This window comes from Christiangramia sp. OXR-203 (assembly GCF_034372165.1).
Lineage (GTDB): Bacteria > Bacteroidota > Bacteroidia > Flavobacteriales > Flavobacteriaceae > Christiangramia.
Window position 1 is genome coordinate 1,825,757 of record NZ_CP139698.1, and the last position, 18,940, is coordinate 1,844,696.

An 18,940-nucleotide genomic window follows, 5' to 3' on the forward strand; every position below is an offset into this window, starting at 1 on the left:
AGCCGCCCCATGCAATTAAAATCTACTATTTTTCTTTCTGTTATCTTCATTTTTAATTCTTTCGTGTCTAAGGCACAGGGGGATCTAATGATAATGCCAAAACGCGTGGTATTTGACGGTAGCCAACGAAGTCAGGAAGTGAATCTAGTAAATACTGGTACTGATACTGCCTCCTACGCTATATCCTTTATTCAGTATAAAATGAAAGAAGCTGGAGGATTTGTAGAAATTACTGAACCAGAGGAAGGACAATTCTTTGCCGATAAGAATTTGAGATACTATCCCCGAAGAGTGAGACTGGCACCAAATGAAGCTCAAACTGTAAAATTGCAAATTACTAGGTCCGGCGAACTTGAGAACAGGGAGTATAGATCTCATCTTTACTTTAGAGCGATCGAAAAGCAAACGGCATTAGGTAGCGACGAAGCTCAGAATGATCAAAATGGTATTTCTCTGAATATCAAAACTGTATTTGGGATTAGTATACCTGTGATCATTAAAGTGGGTACATCAACTACTAAAATTGAACTTACCAATATAACTTTTGACAGGGACACCCATAGATTAAGTATAGATTTTGCTAGAAGCGGTAACATGTCTACTTATGGTAACCTAAGAATTATGCATCATACAAAAGATGCAGAGCCCGTTCTGGTTGGTCAGGTTAAAGGGATTGCGGTATATGCTCCAAACCCTAAACGTCGCTTTAGCTTCGAAATACAGGACAAAGAGCATTTTGATCACTCCAAAGGATCACTGCACATAATATATGAAACTGAAGATGGTGATGTAATGGGAAAAAAGGTTTTTGATCTTGAATAAACCAATGTTCTTCTCTCTATTCAGAAATTGTTCTCTACTTATCTTTTTAGTGTTCCTCGCAAACGATTCGTTTGCTCAGGATGCTTTTACTATCAATGACCTGCACACAGTACCTCTAGATTCTACTGAAGAATATTCCTCTGTGACTTTACCAGGGAACGAAAGTCACCTAGTGGTAAATGGAACGCTGCTTGTCTATGGAAATTTAGACATGTCCGGAAATAAGTCCCAGTTTACAATGGGTCCAGATGCAGTAGTGATTGTATACGGGAATTTTATTGGGAGCAATAAAGTAGATATTAGCATTTCATCCTACCTCATTGTGATGGGTGATTTTACACGAACTTCTGGTTCAAATCAGGCTTCCATAGATATCGATAATGGGAATGTGTATATTTTCGGTGAAGTCGATGGCTGGCAGGATGATTTTAATAGTTGTGATGATTATGATGGAGATACCACAGGAGTTGCCGAGACAGACTGTGATTATGGATCTGAAGATAGTTTCGAAGACAATATTTCAAACTTTCCTCCTGCAATTGCAGATAAACTCAATTGTTTTAATTTAGTTAGTCCTGGCAACCAGGTGGGTTGTACAGGTTCTTCTGTTAGCTTTATTACCCAGGTTACCAGTGATCAGCAATTTAGTTATCAATGGCAACAGAAAGTTAGTGAAAACACTAATTATACAGATATCGTTGGTGAAACGTCGAAAGATCTAGTCCTCACGAATATTTCGAGCGATGTGGAAGGTATATTATATAGGGTTAAGATTAAAGCCATATCAAATTCTGAAGATGGCAGCGTGAATGGCTGTAAAGTTACGTTTTCAAAACCTGCACAAATCATAATAAACGATCTTTTCGAATGGTCTGGGGCTATAGGGAACGATTGGAATGATCCATTAAACTGGTTATGTGAGACCATACCAACCCAGGATACAGATGTGACGATTCCTCAGGGATTGCAAAATTATCCAGTTTTGGAAAATGGTGTAGCTGGAAAAGTAAGAAATATTGCGCTGGAGGACGGTAGCAGACTGGAAGTCCTAAATAATACTTTAGAAATATATGGTGAATTGTCAGGCACCGGACTTATTGATGTAGATTCCGGGACTCTAGCATTTAAAGGAAATATGCTACAACAAATCACAAATCCGCCAATTCTGGAAGGTTCCATTCTCAACCTCGAGATTGACAATGCTATTGGGGTTAACAATTATGCGAATCTTGATATTCTTGGGTGGCTAAAAATATCCCGCGGAACCTTCAGTACAGGTAATTCAGTCACTTTAATTAGTACTAATGATCAAACTGCACTAATTGATGGATCTGGGGCAGGTATTATTAGCGGGACCATCAAAATGCAACGTTACCTTGAGTCTGCTTCGGGTTACAAATATTTTGGAAGTCCTTTCAGCGACTCCCGTATTGGTGACTTTAGCAATTATGTGAGTTTGGGCTCAGACTTCCCGAACGTTTATCGCTACAATGAAGGGAAGAAAGATAATGATGGAAATGAACTTTCTGGCTGGGAGGCCTATGATGAAGCAACCAATTCTATGGACCCACTCGAAGGTTATGCCTTTAATTTTGGTACAGATAATTTATCGGTCTACATAGAACTGGAGGGAATAGTGAATAATGGAGACATTAGTAGAGGTCTTAACAGTATCCACGGAAAATATACCAAAGGCTTTCACCTGGCAGCGAATCCTTATCCTTCTCCTATTGACTGGAATAAGGTTTCTGCTATGACTACTAATATTGACAATGCAGTTTATTTTTTCAACTCTACCAGCGGCGAGCAATACGAAGGCACTTACTCCTCTTACGTTGCTGGTGTAAGTTCTACTGGTGAATCCGGAGGCGTAATACCTTCAATGCAGGGATTTTTTGTTCATGCGACCGATGGGACATCGAGTTCAAACCTTACTATGAATAACTCGGTAAGAATAAATGATTTTACGCAGGCATTTTATAAGCAGCAGGAACTGGATATAGCACTTGCGCGTATCACTGCAGGCTTCACTTCCTCTAATGCTGAAGATGCTATAGTTCTCTATGATGTTCATAATGCCACCAAAAAGTTTGATAAGCAGAATGATGCTTTAAAACTAATGAATACGAACACTAAGGTTCCTAATCTATATATAATTACTGAAGATCGCTTTGAAGCCAGTATCAAATCTCTAGAGCTTTCTGAAGAAAAGAACAAAAAGCATATTCCAATAGGACTTAATCTGCAACAAAGTGGTGCTATTGAGTTTAGGTTGAAGGATCTGAAAAACTTTTCTGGTCAGACTTCTATTTATCTGGTAGATAAACATAGAAATACGGTAACAGATTTGCGAGATAAAATTTACCAGGTAAATCTTTCAAAAGGTGTTACAAACGATCGTTTCTACCTGAGTTTTGGTAACGAAAAGCTGCAACTAACAGAACTTGTTTTAGAACCTTTTATTTTGAAAAGTGATGAGGGTTCGATTGGTGTAAGAATGAATTTACATGTGGGGGAAGAAGGTACTATAAGTCTTAGCAATTTAAATGGAAAGATTCTTCAGCATTTTCCCGCTTCAGCCAATTCTGAATTAAATTTTGATCAAATTATAAGCACCGGGGTTTATCTGGTTACTTATACTTCAGAAGCCAGATCATTTACAAAGAAAGTAATCGTGAGAAAATAATTATATGCCATATCCTAATTCCTTTATTTTTATCGTCTTCATGATCGTTTTTTTTCCGAAGCAGATTACAGCACAGGAGAATCCACCAATTCCACTAAATGTACAGGTTAGTACCGCACAGTTCCTCAACTTTGGAAGTTTTGCTGTGGATAATGGTGTGGGAACGGTTAGTGTAGATGCTAATGGGACCAGGGCATGGACGGGCGATGTAAAATTACTTAATAGCGGTACCACGGTCTCCCCTGCACTATTTGATGTTTATGCTAATCCGGGAACACTTGTCAATATTATGCATGATAGTCAGTTTACTCTGAATGGTAGCAGCGGCCAGACCTTAACATTGGAAATCAATAGTTATAGTACCGGAAAAACCTTTATTACCAACGCTGCTTCAGAAATCCCAAATCCAGTTTATGTTGGCGGCACATTAAATATTGGTCCACTCTCTGCAAATGGAGCCGGAAATTATAGTGGTTCTTTCACCCTTACCTTTATTCAGGAATAGTTGAGCTTGAGTTTTATGACCAGAGTTACCCCTACGATTGGCGATTCGTATCAGCGCAAAATTTTCCTATTCTGTTTCTTACTATTCATCTCTAGTGTGGCACTGTCACAGGAATACCCTGCGTATGATGAATTTACAGTAGATATGACTTCCCGGGAACTCGGTACCATGGAAGTTCCTATTGCCATTAAAAATGAAGTCGCGTATATAAGCTTTCTTGAACTTTTTCAACTATTTCAGCTTAAAAGTGAAACAAACGATTCTAATAATACTATTTCTGGCTTCGTTGAAAATATGGATACTACTTATCTGCTCAATCTTGAGAATAATACATTACAAATTGACGGGCAGGAAATTCAACTTCAGGAAGATCAATTTATACAGACAGGCACAATTTTTTATCTTAGATCTGATCTCTTTGGAAAGTATTTTAAACTTCAAACAGATTTTTCTATTCGAGATTTGAAAATTGCATTTAGCACAGAACTGGAGTTACCAATTATCAAGCAAAAGCGTAGAGACAGAGCACGTAAAAACCTGAATCGTACAATTGGAATTCTGGAGCCTGACACTTTGATAGAAAGAAAGTATCCCTTTTTTAAAGGTGGTAATTTGGACTGGGGAATTACTACTACTCAGCAAACTAATGGACAGGATGACAACCGTTTTAACCTGGGACTTGGAACCATGTTCGCAGGTGGTGAAACAAATATTTTGCTGAACTATTCAGACAGAGTTCCGTTTACAAGTAGAAACCAGTTTTACCAGTGGAAGTATGTGGATAATGATAGTAAATTATTTAAACAAGTCACCGCAGGTAAGATCTTCACGGGTGCGACCTCTTCCCTATTTGCTCCGGTGGTAGGTGTGCAGGTGATCAACGCTCCATTGGTCAACCGTCGCTCCTATGGAACTTACATTTTAAATGACTATACCGAACCTAGATGGACAGTGGAACTTTATGTTAATAATATTCTGGTTGATTTTACACAAGCAGATGCTTCAGGATTCTACTTTTTTGATGTACCATTAATGTACGGGAATACAAATATAGACCTCAGGTTTTTTGGCCCATATGGAGAGGAATTATCTGATACCAGGGTCATTAACATTCCATATAATTTTGTTCCCGAAAATGAATTCCAATATTCATTGAGCGCTGGTGTCGTGGAGGATGAAGACAATAGAAGATTTTCCAGGTATACTATGGGTTATGGATTATCCAGGGGAGTAACTATTGGTGGTGGTATCGAATATTTATCTGATGTAATCAGTGGTGAGTACATGCCTTTTCTTAGTACTTCTGTAAGAATGACTTCCAACCTGTTATTTTCAGGAGAATATACCTATGGTGTAAAAGGAGAGGGTATTCTGAGCTACCGAACACCTTCCAGGGTGCAGTTTGACTTAATGTATGCCAAGTATCATGATGACCAGACTGCAATTAATTACAATTACCTGGAAGAGCGAGAATTTAGATTCTCTGCTCCAATACGGATGAAGAATTTTTCAGCTTTCAGTCGATTTTCCCTGAACCAGATCGTCTTGCCTACTACTGAATTTACTACTGCGCAGCTTTTACTCTCCGGAAATCTCTTCGGAATAAGCACCAATTTAACCACATATGGAATTTTTAATTCTAATCTAGAAAATCCTACGATCTACTCTTCTCTTTCCCAGACCTTTCGTTTACCTTACCAGGTGTTATTTTCACCTCAGGTACAATTCGATCTTGGGGATCAATCTTTTAGAAATTTAAATTTAGAATTGGAAAGAGTGATTTTTGAGCGTGGATTTCTTAACCTGTCTTATGAAAATAATGCTCTAAGAGACGCCCACACCTTCGAGATTGGTTTACGCTACGCCTTTAATTTCGCACAAACTTCGGTAACTTCAAGATTAGGAAACCGAAATTCCTCACACATTCAATCTGCTCGTGGTAGTGTTCGCTGGGATGATTCAAACAATTACGTTGCTTTGAGTAATCGTCCAGGGGTTGCTCGAGGTGGAATCACTATTCTACCATTTCTGGATCTAAACGGTAATGGAAAAAGAGACGCCATGGAGAAAGGCGTTTCTGGAATAGAATTAAAAACGAAACCAGGTCTAATAAGCTATAATAAAGATAAAACTGAAATCAGGTTAACCGACCTGCAACCTTACGTAAAGACGATCATTGAAGTGGAGTCAAATAGTCTGGATAATATCGCCTGGAAAGTAAAAAACCCTAAGATCATGGTAGAAACTGTACCTAATCAATTTAAAACTATTGAAATTCCTGTCACTGTGTTAGGAGAAGTTTCTGGATTCGTAAATTTGAAAAGTGACAATACGCTCCAGGGTCAGGGTAGAATTAAGGTTCAGATCTTAGATCAATTTCAAAATAAAGTCACAGAAGTGCTATCAGAAGGTGATGGTTATTTTACATATCTAGGATTAAAACCGGGTAACTATACTGCGCGGATCGATCCATTGCAGTTACAGCAACTAGGGTTCAAAAGCAGTCCTGCATCTTACAATTTTGAGATCGAAATATCAGAGTACGGAGATATTGAGGATACTATTGAATTCAATCTAGAGAAAGAAACAGAAATATAGAACTAGTAGTGTATTTCAAGAATTTCGAGCTTTCGTATTTCGGTACCAAGTTTGAAATCTACAGTTTCACCAACTTTTTTACCTGTAACTGCGCGGGCAATTGGCGCAACAAAAGCGATTTTCTGCTTTTTAATATTAGCTTCATCAACCCCTACGATCTGGAATTTCTGAATTTGTGAACTATCGAGGTTCTTTAATTTTATGTGTGCTCCAAACCGAATTTCATTCTGTGCCTGTTCTTCAGGTTTCAAAACTCGTGCAGATTGAATTCTTTCAGCCAATAATTTCATTTTTCCATCAATCAGGCCTTGAGCTCTTCTTTTTTCTGTATCGTCTTTGACACTTATATTGGATCGCTCGTTTTCAAGCCTTTTTAATTCCAAATGTAGTTCCTGTAGTCCATTTGGTGTCACATAATTTGTAACTCCATCTGGTATCGCCGCACGTGGTGGAATTATCACTGGTTCTTCCTGATCTTCTTCCTTTACAAATCCTCTGCTCATAATTTGTATCTTATATTCTTCTAATTATAGCAAAACCCGAAGGATATGGCTTAACCAACAATCATAAATATTTCTCAAAACCTAACAACGGGTCTGAGAGGATACTACATTTATCAAATTTAATCATCGAAATGAGTCTGGAAATCATTCTTCTTTTTGTGATCATCCTTGGTGTGATCTTTTTATTTGCGCTGGAAATATTTCCGGTAGACAAGATCGCATTTACTATTCTGGGCCTGCTATTACTAACAGATCTTGTTTCTCCGGAAGAAGCTATTTCAGGTTTTTCCAGCCCAGCAACGATTACGGTACTTTGTCTAATGATCATAGCGATCGGGCTCGAAGACAACGGCGTTATTGATCTCCTCGCCCAGGGAATGAGGAAATTGAAAGGTCTGCCTCTGCTTATTATGATCCCTGTTTTTATGTTTATCGCAGGAAGTATTTCTGCTTTTATAAACACAACCGCTGTAGTTTTAGTCTTTGTAAAGATTATTGATGAACTGGCAGAGAAATATGACATCCCCAGTTCAAAATTACTATTGCCGGTTTCATTCGCTGGAATTATAGGTGGTAGTTGTACGCTTATGGGTACTTCTACCAACCTGATCGTAAATGCGGTGGCGGTTAAAAGAGGTGTCGAACGTTTCGGATTCTTCGAATTTAGTTGGTACGGGATCATATTTATGTTCATTACCATTATCCTGGTAAGTTTGATGGCGGGATTTCTTCCGAAGAAAAAACCTAGCGATCTTAATTCGGTTTATAAGCTTGATGAGTTTATTACAAAAGGGATCGTAAGCGAAACTTCAAAACTGATTGGCAAGAATCTTCAGGATATCTTCGGAGACGAAAAAGATTCTATTGAAGTGATCAGGCTTAAACGTAAAGGTGTAATAAATGATCATCCCGGCAGATATACAACCTTAAAACTTGGTGATCAATTACTACTTAGATGCAGTATAGAACAGCTCATTCAACTCAAAGAAGAAGGTGATCTTACAATTATCAGAAATTCTGAGGCTGAAGCTGTAAAACCAATTGTGAACGAGGCTTCAGAAATTGAAGAAAACATTCAGCTTGTAGAAATACTGATGTTACCTAACTCTCCATTAATTGGTAAAAGCATTAAAACTGTGGGCTGGTATGATCTTCATGGAGCAGTTCCTTTGGCGATCAGGAAAAGAAGAAGCTTCAGAAATCCAAAAAGAAGAATTTTCAATAAAAAGTCAGACGATATTGACCTTCGGGTTGGGGATCGTCTTCTGGTGGAAGTAACGCAAAATGACCTGCATGAACTTCAGAAAATGGATAATATTAGTATTCTTCAAAATCATGAGGAAATTAGTCTTGTGTCTAAAAAGAAACGTTCACTTAGCCTCGGAATTTTAATTCTTGTAATTGCTTTATCCGCGTTTTCTATATTCCCAATTCTGAAAAGTGCAGTGATTGGCTGTTTCCTGATGATTCTGCTGAAGTGTATCGATCTCGGGAAAATTTATACGCAAGTAAACTGGCAGATCATTTTTCTGCTGGCGGGTATGATCCCGTTAGGGGTAGCCATGAGTAATACCGGTGCAGATGACTGGATTTCCACAAATCTCTTACTACTATTCGATGGCAAACCAAATTACAGTATTATAGGATTACTATTTTTAGTGACGATGTTCTTAAGCGGATTTATCTCTAACAATGCTACTGCGATCATTATTGCACCCATAGCGATTACCATCGCAACCAAGTTACAACTGGATCCAAAACCTTTTATTTTAGCAGTACTCTTTGCATCAAATTTCAGCTTTTTTACTCCGGTGGGTTACCAGACCAACACAATCATTTATGGAATGGGAATTTATAAGTTCAAACATTTCCTAATTATAGGTGGTGCTTTATCGATTGTACTTTGGATTGCGGCAACCTTCTTACTTAGCAGGCAGTTATAAAAATGTATTTTTGCTAAAAACATTATGTCCAGGTTACTCATCATTGGTTACGTATGGCCAGAACCCAATTCCTCAGCTGCGGGTGCGAGAATGATGCAATTAATCGAATTTTTCAAAGAACGTAGCTATCAAATCACCTATGCAACTTCAGCCCGAAGATCAGAAAATATGGCAGATCTTGACGCATTGGGCGTTAACAGCCGGGAGATCCAGCCAAACAATGATGAGTTTGACGTTTTTATACAAGAACTGGATCCTCAAATCGTTCTTTTTGATCGTTTTATGATGGAAGAGCAATTTGGATGGAGAGTGGATAAATTATGTCCCGAAGCTTTTAAGATTTTGGATACCGAAGATCTGCATTCGCTAAGAAAAGTTAGAGAAACAATCCTGAAAACCGGTCAGGAATTTGATGATGTTTATTTGGATGCTGATATTACTAAACGGGAAGCTGCGGCCATCTACAGATGTGATATTTCTTTAATTATTTCTGAATTCGAAATGAAGCTGTTAATTGAAAAGCTAAAGATCCCAGAACATATACTTTTCTACCTGCCATTTATGATGGAGACGGTTTTTTCTGAAAATAACAGCTACACTGAAAGAAGAGACTTTATAACTATAGGTAATTTTCTTCATGAACCAAACTGGAGAGCAGTTCTAAATCTAAAAGAAAACATATGGCCTTTACTTAGGAAACTCTTGCCAGATGCACAGTTACATATATATGGCGCTTATCCTTCCCAAAAAGTCTGGAATTTGCATAATAAAGCCGAAAGATTTCTAGTTCATGGACGTACAGAAAATGCTCCGAAAGTTATGAGTAATGCCAGAGTATGTCTAGCACCTATTGAATTTGGAGCTGGATTGAAAGGTAAATTAGCAGAAGCAATGGCATGCGGAACTCCTTCAGTAACCACAAGTATTGGTAGTGAAGGCATGGCTGGAGATTTAGATTGGAATGGATTCATTGTGGACGATGCTGTCCAGTTTGTCGAAGCAGCTAAAATCCTGTATACCAATGAGCAACTGTGGAACAAAAAAAATGAACAGGGTTATCAGATTCTGAAAGAGCGATTTGACCAGGACATTCACCAGGCAAGATTCGATAGAAAATTAACCATGACTCTCAAACAGCTTCCGCAGCATAGAAAAGAGAACTTTACGGGTCTAATGATGAAACATCATCTCCAACGAAGCACATATTTTATGTCCAGATTCATTCAGATGAAAAACTCTATAAATTAGAAAACCGCTGGAAGCAATAGCTACCCAACGGTTTTCACTACACAAAAAACAGTTTAACCAAACATCATCAGAAGTATCAAACAATGGCCTCAAAAGCCCTTCTGAACAATTTTTTATTGAGATTTTGCAAAGCAGCAGTCTTATATTTTGTATCTACTAAGAGTGAGATGTTGTTGTTGCTTCCGCCATAAGAAATCATCCTGACCGGTACATCATCCAGAATTTCGAATAATCTTGGAGTTCCACGATCGTCAATTAGTCCCTCACCAACCACACAAATGATACTGTGATCACGATCCACACTAATCTCTCCGTAAGCCTTGAGTTCGCTTAGAATAGGTTCAAGGTTCGAAACATTATCAATAGTAAGTGAAATGGCAATTTCTGAGGTGGTGATCATATCAATAGCGGTTTCATATTTGTCAAAAACCTCAAAGATCTTCCTTAGAAAACCATGTGCCATCAACATCCTGTTAGATTTAATTTTGATAGCTGTAATATTATCTTTTGCCGAAATTGCCTTTAAACCTTTAGTTTCAGAAATTGCAGAAATACAGGTTCCAGGATCGGTTGGCTTAAAGGTATTCTTCAGAAATACCGGGATATTTTTATCGATAACCGGCGATATGGTTTGGGGATGCAAGATCTTTGCACCAAAATAAGCAAGCTCTGCTGCTTCCTCGAAACTTAACTGAGCTACCGGAAAAGTGTTTTCCACTACCCTTGGATCATTATTGTGTAAACCATTAATATCGGTCCAGATTTGTATTTCAGAAGCATTTAAAGCGGCTCCAATGATCGTTGCCGTAAAATCACTTCCTCCCCGGTTAAGCGTCGATATCTCTCCGCGATCATTGATTCTAACGAATCCCTGAGTTATATAAATGGATTCTTCGGCCTGTGATTTCAATTGAGACCGAAGTAAATTACCAACACGTTCTGTATCTGGATTTTCTAGATTTGCAACCTGCATAAAATCCCGTGCATTCAACCATCTATTAGAAATATCATTTTTTGTCAAATAAAAACTGAAGATCTTAGTCAGAATAGTTTCTCCAGTTGTGAGAATCCGACATTCAATTTCCTTACTGAATTCCTGAGTAGCGAGATGCCGTAGTTCCGAAAGTTCAGCTTGCAGAATATCGAATATTTCATTTCTTTCCTTTACTGAATTGAACAATAATTCAATTTCCTGCTCATGCCTGAGAAAAAGAGCTTCCAAAATTTCATCCATCTTAAGCTCATCCCCCTGTTCTACACTACTGGAAAGTTCAACCAGAAGATTTGTAACGCCAGACATAGCAGACAGTACTAATAACTTATCCCCTTCAATATTCTGAATGATACTTGCAACATTCCGGATATTCTCTGCAGAACCTACTGAAGTACCTCCAAATTTTAAAACTTTCATATCTCCCTAATTTCTCTTTGCATAAGTACATATAGATTCAACTGCACTCAAGAAAATTAATCGATTTATATACATTTGCACATTATGTATAATAATTAACAATGAAGACAATTACTACCGTAGTTCATGACATTATAAGACACCAACCATTTCTGGATGATGCAATCGCCAGGGATATTGTAAATTTTAGTGGTCTGGCTGCCGATATTCAACCACAAGTCGAACAGGAAATGCGTAAATCTGTTAAACAAGGAAGTATAATTATGGCACTTCGGCGTTATGCACCACATAGAACCAAGATCAATATGAAGAGCCTGAGAGAATTAGGGGATATTATTGTACGATCTGGAATCACTGAATATACCTTCTTAAATAGTAAGACTATTATTGCAAACAAAGCTAAACTATTGGAGTCTGTAAAGGATCAAACCGGAATTTACCTTAATTACTCCAGTAATTACCAGGAAAGTAATATTCTGGTTTCATCAACTCTTACAGATCTGGTAGAAGATTGTTTCAGAAATGAAGTCAGGGTAACAGTAAAAAAGGAATTGTCTTCGATCACTATTGCGCTGCCTAAGAATAGCTCCCAGACAGTTGGTTTGTATTTCTATATGTTCAAATTACTTGCTTATGAAGGAATTCCTGTTTTCGAAATGATCTCCACATCAAATTACTTCGCACTTTTCCTTGAAAAAGAGTATGTGAATAAGGCATTTTTGCTACTCAATGAAATCAAGGCTTGAGACTACCAGTATTCGTAATAAACACCTGTCATTGCAACGACTGTGAAAACAATGATAAATGCAATCGCTAAATAGATAAGCTTATTAGAATTACTATTATTTTTATTGAAGATGTTTGGGTCTGAAGTGCTATCAGATTCGTTCCCGCTAGGCATATTTTTGGTCGTTTGGTTAGAAATCGACTCCAATATACTAATTATCAATAATTTAATTACATGTTTTTTTATTATTTGAAATTCGATTCAAAAAAAAATGTCATATTAAATGTTGATGATCATTCCTCAGGTTTCAGAAATGACGTAGATATTCCAGAGAGAACTAATTATAATCTTTCACGATACTAGCCCATTCCATTGATTTCAGAATACGAACCAGCACAGGATCAATCATATCCCGATATTGAGAATTCTTCGGAAAGGCATAACTATAATAATCCTTCTTCAAACTTTGCTCAATAATCTCCAGTTCGTTTTGAAGGTTCATTTGTTCAATATGATACCTTAAAATAGGTTCATCATAGACTACTAGAAACGTTTCTTCCCTGGTGAGCTTGTCCAATGCTTCCATCCCGTTATTAACGAGTTCGGTTTCAATTTTATATAAGTCCAGCAATTCCTGTGAGCTTGAACTCTTTACGGTAGTTACTTCAAATCGATCGAGATCCTGAATATTGGTTATTTCTTCATTAATACCTTTTACTGTCAATGAAGACGCGATCCCAGCCGTAAAACTTGAAATTATAATAACAGCCATAAACATCCAGATAAGACCTATGATCCTTCCACCAAGCGTCCTTGGAGACTTATCTCCATACCCAACTGTTGTCATAGTCACTGCACTCCACCAGAATCCCTGTAAAATCCCCCTTAAATTACCTCCGAATTCTTCCTTATTCTTGTTTCTTTCAAAAATCCATACTAAAAAACCAAAGATGAATATGACCAGTAGAAGTAATCCTATAATAGAGAAAAACTCCCAGCTAAATAGATTTTTAAGGTGTCTTAGAGTTTGAGATTCAGATCTTTTTGCGACGCTGGTATGAGAAATAAAGTATGGCTGTGAAAATTCCATACGATGCATACGGTTATCTGTCACTGTGACCGGATTAATACTGAAGTCTACCTCGCCTGCTTCTATACCGTCAAGTAAACTTCCAAGGTCCTCGTATTCTTTGAACTCGTAGTCCAATTGCAGTTCCTCGTTGACCATTTTCCATGAAGCTATACTTAGACCTCTAAATTTACCATTGTGTTTTTCAACAAAAGGAGCGGTTTCAGAAATACCAATGACTACTTTATTATTTTCCGAAGAAAGGCTGTCCTGAGCTATTAGTACGTTGCTCCAGACAGATATAATACATAGAAACAGGATTGTAAACCTGGAATAAGACATCATTTTAAACTTTAAATGAGCTCGAAGATAAACATTCCTATTTTTTCAGCGAATCCTTCTGAAATAAGTAAGCAATATTTAGTTGCTTCTTCCCAAAATCCTTTGCCTTTGAAACATCCTGCCCCATATAGATATCGATCCTTTTTTTCCAGCGATAATGCATTTTGTCTTTGATATAGAAAACACTGTCGAAACCTTCTATTTTGATAGGTGAATTATAGTCCAGTCCCATCTTTAAAAGATCACGGGAAACTGCGATCGCATTCATGCCTGGTCTCAACGTATCTCCCCAGGCAGTAATTCTGGGGTTATTCTGAGTTTGATATTCTACTGAATTATAGGCGGTTGCCGTCACGCAAATTGTATCCCAGTCTTCAACATTTTTATTACCATCAAATGCCGTACAGGCAGTTAGATAGATCATTAGAATAAATCCGAAAATCAAAATCGCAGATTTTTTAAGCCTGTACGTATATTGAGAGTACAGCATCCTTTAAGATAAAGTGAATCCTTCGGGATATTCTCGTTTAACAAATTGATTTGCTTCATCAAAATTGGTGACTTTCATGTTTTCTGAATCCCAGATCATTTTCAGGTCTCTGCCTGGATAGATGATCTGGTCCTTACCGTTCGCGTCCTTTTTCTTATTCTGAATATCATAACCTCGAATGGCGAGATTTGCTATCAATAAAGATTCAGTCAAAGGACCTGCGATATCGAACGGCGAACTTAGTTTTTTATTGCCATATCCTACAATTGCTGCTTCTACCCATTGAGCGTAATGACCATCCATTCCATTTGGCACACGTTCGTAAGTTTCGGCTATATTGACTTCGTCTGATTTTGAGGTAGGTAGTAATCTTGGATTAAGGCCGTAGGTACCACACATCATTTTACCCTTCGTTCCAATAATCAAAGCACCATTACCTCCATCTCCAAATGTTTCTTCAGGACCTAATTCTTCTGGTCGCATAGGTTTGATACCACCATCCATCCAATGAAGTTTGATATCATCAGCACCCGGTGTCTTACCATCAAAACTCATAATCACATGACTGGACGGAGGGCAGCTATCCGGGAAAAAACCTCTCTGGAACTCATCTACGTAGACACTTCCAACGCTACATTCGACTTCTTTTGGATATTTGAGATCCAGAACGCTAAAAGGCGGTTCAATAAGATGACATCCCATATCCCCAAGGGCGCCAGTTCCATAATCCCACCAGCCACGCCAGTTAAAAGGAACCAGGCCATCCACATATTCCTTATGTGGTGCAGTACCAAGCCATAATTGCCAGTCCAGTTCAGAAGGGATTGCACTATTGTTTTTTGGCCAGGGGATTCCTTGTGGCCAGACTGGTCTATTAGTCCATACATTTACTTCCTTAACTTCTCCAATTAGACCTGCATTATACCATTCTTTCATTTTGCGCACACCATCACCTGAAGCCCCCTGGTTACCCATTTGTGTGACTACCTTATATTGTTTTGCTGCCTCTGTAAGTTTTCTGGCTTCATAAATATCATGCGTAAGTGGTTTTTGAACATATACATGTTTTCCACGTTCCATAGCAGCCATGGTTTGAACAGCGTGATTATGGTCTGGGGTCGAAACACTTACAGCATCGAAATTGTTGGATTCTTTATCAAACATTTCCCGATAGTCCTTATAATATCGAGCCTTCGGAAAAGCTTTTCGGGAAGCTGCCGCTCGCCTGTCATCTACATCACATAAGAATGCTATCTCAGCTTTGCCACTTTTGTAGAAACTCATGATATCTGATTCCCCTTTACCTCCTACTCCAATCCCGGCGATCAACAACTTATCGCTGGGTGCTGTAAAACCAGGTCCACCCAGTACATGCCTGGGAACGATCATAAATCCTGAAGCTGCAACGGCAGATTTTTTGATGAAATCTCTTCTGGTGTTTGAAGTATTCTGAAAGGAAAATTTGCTCATTTTATAAGGTGTTGGTTTGGAATTGCTTAAAGTTATCTTTTTTCAGATAATAATACAATTAAACCTTGACTGACATATTGCCGGTAGAATCAGTTATTGTGTCGGGTGTTAAGATCTTCGGCAAGGTCCTTGCACAATTGTACTTGAAAATGGTGGAGAGAATATCGAAGCCTCAATTTGTAATGGAAAATAATATTTTATGAGTCAAGTTAAGCAGAATGATGCCGTAAAGGTACACTACACAGGAAAACTAGAAGACGGACAGGTTTTTGACAGTTCAGTAGAACGTGGAGAACCTATCGAGTTCACTCTAGGTGAAGGACAATTGATTCCTGGATTCGAAGAAGGCCTTATCGGGATGGAAGTTAACGAGAAGAAGACTATCAACATATCTAAAGATGAAGCTTACGGAGATCCAAAAGAAGAATTGATCCAGGAAGTTCAAAAAAACCAACTTCCAGAAGAACTTAAGCCAGAAGTTGGAATGCCATTGGTATCTAAAGGACCTGACGGTCGTGAGATCAACCTGGTAATTACCGATGTAAAGGATGAGACCATCGTAGTAGATGCAAATCACCCTCTAGCTGGAAAAGATCTAATTTTTGATCTTGAAGTAGTTGAGATCAAATAATTGAATAGAAAAGATATTTGAAAAAAGCCCGGTCTATCCGGGCTTTTTTTTTGATTGTCTTTTATAATCTGGTTAAGGTTATGATAATTCTTTTCCATTGATAGTTATGCTCCTTACATTAGATTAAAATCAAAATCTAAGTTATGATAAGAAAAGGATCGGCCGAGTGGAAAGGCTCTTTAAAAGAAGGAAAAGGAACAGTTAGTCTTGAGAGCGGAGTTCTTAAGGATGAACAATATTCTTACAAGACACGTTTTGAAAATGGAAATGGTACAAATCCAGAAGAATTGGTTGGCGCAGCGCATGCAGGCTGTTTTAGCATGCAACTTTCGGCTTTCCTTACTGAGGATGGATATGAACCAAATCAGGTAGCTACGACCAGTGAGATCACATTTGAAGATGGAGAGATCACAAAATCCCATTTGATCCTAACGGCAGACGTTCCAGGAATTGATAAAGATAAGTTCGATAAGATCGCTAATAAGGCAAAGGATAGCTGTCCACTTTCGAAATTGCTTAAAGCAGAAATCACACTGGAATACGATCTAAAATAATACTTTAGATCCCCCGAATTAAAGCTCCTTAATTAAGGGGCTTTTTTTATGCAATCTTCTATAGATTTATATATAGTTTCCTTCATACTCTTTTCCATAATATTTTTAGACACGAATTTTTGATTGACCTCAATTTCGATTCCGACATAATTTTCTGTAAATCTTTTTCTTAGGTAAGTCGTAAAACCATCAGCTTTTCCAAGGTATGGATAGTTTTTGCGAACTCTGTATTTAGATTTATCTATTAGCGATTTTTTAAATTGCTCACTAATCTCCTTCTCTAACTGGACCGTAGGATCATAAAGTATTCCTATATCACAATCTCTTTCAACATCATTAAAAACGGGAGTAAACGAATGGATCGAAAGGTGTACTACCAAATGATTGAATTCATGAAAATCCAGAGTTAAATGCTCAACATGCTGTCGGTAAGGCAAATAGTGTTCTGCTATTATTTGACTCTTCTTAGAATGCTCAAGAATTTTTGAGAACCTGGAAAATAGCTTAGGATGGTGTAAAGATCGATTAGTTTCAATTAGTAATCTTCCAATATCCTGTGCATAACTAGCATTAGATAGAGGTTCTAAATATTTGTACAAATCGTAAGCACCAGGATCATAACCTTCATGAGTATTTAGAACATCTTTCTGTTCTTTGAATAAATAAATGTATTGAGGCGGAATTGCATTCGCAGCATGTTCGCAGGTAATCAGTAATTTCATGGCCGGAACATACGATCAGACTGCAGGCTTTCAGCAATTTTCAAGTAGGTACGTTTTATGTTCGTTTCTGAAAAATCTCCTCTCAAGGATTTTAGAATTCGTGATGATAGACTGCCATTCTGCAATAAGAATTCAATATGATTTTGATGATTGTTAGACAATTTATTACCTACTCGTTTATAGATGTTTTTCCAGATATTTCTAACATCGGCGTCTTTTTCAATATCAAAAATTGCCAGATATCGCTTGTTTGTAATCAGCGTATTTTCAGCGTCTTTAATCACATCATTAAAAATGGAAAATAAATCATCCTCGTGCCAGGCCTTTTGATCTTCCAGAGAAACAAGCTCTTCAGAAACCAGTAATCTTAAAGCTTCCACTATAAAGGCTGCAATCGCAATATCTGCGGAAGGTGTTTCCTGAATGTCGATAACCCTGATCTCAATTGCATTCCTGTCGAATCTGGAAATAGCTCCTCTTGAATTTAAAAAATGATGATCGAGAATTTGCTGCGTATCATACTTTTTGATCGCTTTATTTATTGGATCAAAGATCTTTTCGTCATATTCCTTTTTACTGAAGACCTGTTCAGGTATGACCTTCCCTGTCATATGAGGTATTTCCTTCTGATTGGTTTTATAATAATGCATTCTGGAATCCTTATAGCCAGTGAATTGTCCGTCCAATACCGGTGAGCTCGCTGCCAGACCAGGAATGATTGGAAGTAAAATACGCACCGCTGCATGCAACTTCTCAAATTCCTGATCATTTGCAAAAGGTAAATTGATATGCATACTTTGAACATTGCTCCAACCATGTCCTCTACAATCAAATATCCTATTGTAGAGGTTGTAGATCTCATTCTGATCGTGTGGCCATAATTTTGTTTCTACCAAAGTATCCATTAAAGGATGGCATGCTCCAGCCAGCAATTTTGAATCCATGTTTTCAAGAAGCTTGTTGATTTCCTTTATGTTCTGAAGGAAATCGTTTTCCAAATCTTCCAGAGTGGAAACCGGACCGTTGGTTTTTAGTTCCACTACATGGGCGACAAGCTCATTGCTCCACTCAATCTTGCCGTTTGAAACATCAGATGTTAGAGTACCATTCTTAAGGATAAACAATTCATCAACTGAAGGATTTACCTTCATAGTTTTATTATGCACGAGCATATATTCCAGCTCTATTCCAAAAACTTCAAATAAGTGATATGCCATTC

At 37.9% G+C, this 18,940-nt stretch carries 17 protein-coding genes; 9 read left to right on the forward strand and 8 right to left on the reverse strand.

What is annotated here, in order from left to right; genetic code table 11:
* Positions 1–9: 9 nt before the first annotated feature.
* From T8I65_RS08310 to T8I65_RS08325, 4 genes are read left to right on the forward strand one after another with little or no spacing between them, the layout of a single operon-like run.
* Positions 10–822, forward strand: a complete 813-nt coding sequence (locus T8I65_RS08310; protein WP_322300252.1) for a molecular chaperone — start codon at positions 10–12, stop codon at positions 820–822.
* Complete coding sequence (locus tag T8I65_RS08315; RefSeq protein WP_322300253.1) at positions 809–3,508, forward strand: T9SS type A sorting domain-containing protein; 2,700 nt, start codon at positions 809–811, stop codon at positions 3,506–3,508. Before T8I65_RS08310 ends, T8I65_RS08315 begins: the two co-directional genes overlap by 14 nt.
* A gap of 4 nt (positions 3,509–3,512) precedes the next feature.
* Positions 3,513–4,013 (forward strand): DUF4402 domain-containing protein, encoded by a 501-nt coding sequence (locus tag T8I65_RS08320; RefSeq protein WP_322300254.1) that lies wholly within the window; start codon positions 3,513–3,515, stop codon positions 4,011–4,013.
* Between the two features lie 15 nt (positions 4,014–4,028).
* Positions 4,029–6,611, forward strand: a complete 2,583-nt coding sequence (locus T8I65_RS08325) for a hypothetical protein (RefSeq protein WP_322300255.1) — start codon at positions 4,029–4,031, stop codon at positions 6,609–6,611.
* A gap of 2 nt (positions 6,612–6,613) precedes the next feature.
* Here T8I65_RS08325 and T8I65_RS08330 read toward each other — a convergent pair whose 3' ends face one another.
* The gene (locus T8I65_RS08330; RefSeq protein ID WP_322300256.1) at positions 6,614–7,114 is read right to left on the reverse strand and encodes a GreA/GreB family elongation factor; all 501 of its coding nucleotides are present in this window, start codon (positions 7,112–7,114) and stop codon (positions 6,614–6,616) included.
* Positions 7,115–7,245: 131 nt separating this feature from the next.
* Between T8I65_RS08330 and T8I65_RS08335 the strand changes: the two genes are divergently transcribed.
* Together T8I65_RS08335 and T8I65_RS08340 are read left to right on the forward strand one after the other, a co-directional pair.
* Entirely contained in the window at positions 7,246–9,057 is a 1,812-nt protein-coding gene (locus tag T8I65_RS08335) for an SLC13 family permease (RefSeq protein WP_322300257.1), read from the forward strand.
* 24 nt (positions 9,058–9,081) lie between these two features.
* Positions 9,082–10,305, forward strand: a complete 1,224-nt coding sequence (locus T8I65_RS08340; RefSeq protein ID WP_322300258.1) for a glycosyltransferase — start codon at positions 9,082–9,084, stop codon at positions 10,303–10,305.
* Positions 10,306–10,381: 76 nt separating this feature from the next.
* Here the strand turns inward: T8I65_RS08340 and T8I65_RS08345 are convergent, their stop codons facing one another.
* Positions 10,382–11,716, reverse strand: coding sequence for an aspartate kinase (locus T8I65_RS08345; protein WP_322300259.1), 1,335 nt, complete (start codon positions 11,714–11,716; stop codon positions 10,382–10,384).
* A gap of 101 nt (positions 11,717–11,817) precedes the next feature.
* On the opposite strand from T8I65_RS08345, the gene T8I65_RS08350 reads away from it, so the two are divergent.
* Positions 11,818–12,462 (forward strand): hypothetical protein, encoded by a 645-nt coding sequence (locus T8I65_RS08350; RefSeq protein WP_295179869.1) that lies wholly within the window; start codon positions 11,818–11,820, stop codon positions 12,460–12,462.
* A gap of 2 nt (positions 12,463–12,464) precedes the next feature.
* Here the strand turns inward: T8I65_RS08350 and T8I65_RS08355 are convergent, their stop codons facing one another.
* The 4 genes from T8I65_RS08355 to T8I65_RS08370 form a co-directional block, all read right to left on the reverse strand.
* Complete coding sequence (locus tag T8I65_RS08355; RefSeq protein ID WP_322300260.1) at positions 12,465–12,617, reverse strand: hypothetical protein; 153 nt, start codon at positions 12,615–12,617, stop codon at positions 12,465–12,467.
* Between the two features lie 163 nt (positions 12,618–12,780).
* The gene (locus T8I65_RS08360) at positions 12,781–13,857 is read right to left on the reverse strand and encodes a transporter substrate-binding domain-containing protein (RefSeq protein WP_322300261.1); all 1,077 of its coding nucleotides are present in this window, start codon (positions 13,855–13,857) and stop codon (positions 12,781–12,783) included.
* Between the two features lie 34 nt (positions 13,858–13,891).
* Positions 13,892–14,299, reverse strand: a complete 408-nt coding sequence (locus T8I65_RS08365) for a hypothetical protein (RefSeq protein ID WP_322300262.1) — start codon at positions 14,297–14,299, stop codon at positions 13,892–13,894.
* A gap of 48 nt (positions 14,300–14,347) precedes the next feature.
* Positions 14,348–15,814: a Gfo/Idh/MocA family oxidoreductase gene (locus T8I65_RS08370; protein WP_322300263.1), complete on the reverse strand. Its 1,467-nt coding sequence runs from the start codon at positions 15,812–15,814 to the stop codon at positions 14,348–14,350.
* Between the two features lie 199 nt (positions 15,815–16,013).
* Here T8I65_RS08370 and T8I65_RS08375 point away from each other — a divergent pair, with 199 nt between their 5' ends.
* Together T8I65_RS08375 and T8I65_RS08380 are read left to right on the forward strand one after the other, a co-directional pair.
* Positions 16,014–16,445 carry an FKBP-type peptidyl-prolyl cis-trans isomerase gene (locus T8I65_RS08375; protein ID WP_295179859.1) on the forward strand — a complete coding sequence of 144 codons (432 nt, stop codon included), beginning with the start codon at positions 16,014–16,016 and terminating at the stop codon, positions 16,443–16,445.
* A gap of 143 nt (positions 16,446–16,588) precedes the next feature.
* Positions 16,589–16,999 carry an OsmC family protein gene (locus T8I65_RS08380; protein WP_322300264.1) on the forward strand — a complete coding sequence of 137 codons (411 nt, stop codon included), beginning with the start codon at positions 16,589–16,591 and terminating at the stop codon, positions 16,997–16,999.
* A 32-nt stretch (positions 17,000–17,031) separates the two neighbouring features.
* Here the strand turns inward: T8I65_RS08380 and T8I65_RS08385 are convergent, their stop codons facing one another.
* Together T8I65_RS08385 and T8I65_RS08390 are read right to left on the reverse strand one after the other, a co-directional pair.
* On the reverse strand, positions 17,032–17,721 hold the full coding sequence (locus tag T8I65_RS08385; RefSeq protein ID WP_322300265.1) for an N-formylglutamate amidohydrolase: 690 nt from the start codon (positions 17,719–17,721) through the stop codon (positions 17,032–17,034).
* On the reverse strand, positions 17,718–18,938 hold the full coding sequence (locus T8I65_RS08390) for a carboxylate-amine ligase (protein WP_322300266.1): 1,221 nt from the start codon (positions 18,936–18,938) through the stop codon (positions 17,718–17,720). The genes T8I65_RS08385 and T8I65_RS08390 overlap by 4 nt, the downstream gene beginning before the upstream one ends.
* Positions 18,939–18,940 lie beyond the last annotated feature (2 nt).

Excerpts from the sequence above, each read along its gene's own strand:
- T8I65_RS08310 (WP_322300252.1), top strand. The coding sequence starts at position 10 with ATGCAATTAAAATCTACTATTTTTCTTTCTGTTATCTTCATTTTTAAT.
- T8I65_RS08320 (WP_322300254.1), top strand. The coding sequence starts at position 3,513 with ATGCCATATCCTAATTCCTTTATTTTTATCGTCTTCATGATCGTTTTT.
- T8I65_RS08325 (WP_322300255.1), top strand. The coding sequence starts at position 4,029 with ATGACCAGAGTTACCCCTACGATTGGCGATTCGTATCAGCGCAAAATT.
- T8I65_RS08330 (WP_322300256.1), bottom strand. The coding sequence starts at position 7,114 with ATGAGCAGAGGATTTGTAAAGGAAGAAGATCAGGAAGAACCAGTGATA.
- T8I65_RS08335 (WP_322300257.1), top strand. The coding sequence starts at position 7,246 with ATGAGTCTGGAAATCATTCTTCTTTTTGTGATCATCCTTGGTGTGATC.
- T8I65_RS08340 (WP_322300258.1), top strand. The coding sequence starts at position 9,082 with ATGTCCAGGTTACTCATCATTGGTTACGTATGGCCAGAACCCAATTCC.
- T8I65_RS08345 (WP_322300259.1), bottom strand. The coding sequence starts at position 11,716 with ATGAAAGTTTTAAAATTTGGAGGTACTTCAGTAGGTTCTGCAGAGAAT.
- T8I65_RS08350 (WP_295179869.1), top strand. The coding sequence starts at position 11,818 with ATGAAGACAATTACTACCGTAGTTCATGACATTATAAGACACCAACCA.
- T8I65_RS08355 (WP_322300260.1), bottom strand. The coding sequence starts at position 12,617 with ATGCCTAGCGGGAACGAATCTGATAGCACTTCAGACCCAAACATCTTC.
- T8I65_RS08360 (WP_322300261.1), bottom strand. The coding sequence starts at position 13,857 with ATGATGTCTTATTCCAGGTTTACAATCCTGTTTCTATGTATTATATCT.
- T8I65_RS08370 (WP_322300263.1), bottom strand. The coding sequence starts at position 15,814 with ATGAGCAAATTTTCCTTTCAGAATACTTCAAACACCAGAAGAGATTTC.
- T8I65_RS08375 (WP_295179859.1), top strand. The coding sequence starts at position 16,014 with ATGAGTCAAGTTAAGCAGAATGATGCCGTAAAGGTACACTACACAGGA.
- T8I65_RS08380 (WP_322300264.1), top strand. The coding sequence starts at position 16,589 with ATGATAAGAAAAGGATCGGCCGAGTGGAAAGGCTCTTTAAAAGAAGGA.
- T8I65_RS08385 (WP_322300265.1), bottom strand. The coding sequence starts at position 17,721 with ATGAAATTACTGATTACCTGCGAACATGCTGCGAATGCAATTCCGCCT.
- T8I65_RS08390 (WP_322300266.1), bottom strand. The coding sequence starts at position 18,938 with ATGGCATATCACTTATTTGAAGTTTTTGGAATAGAGCTGGAATATATG.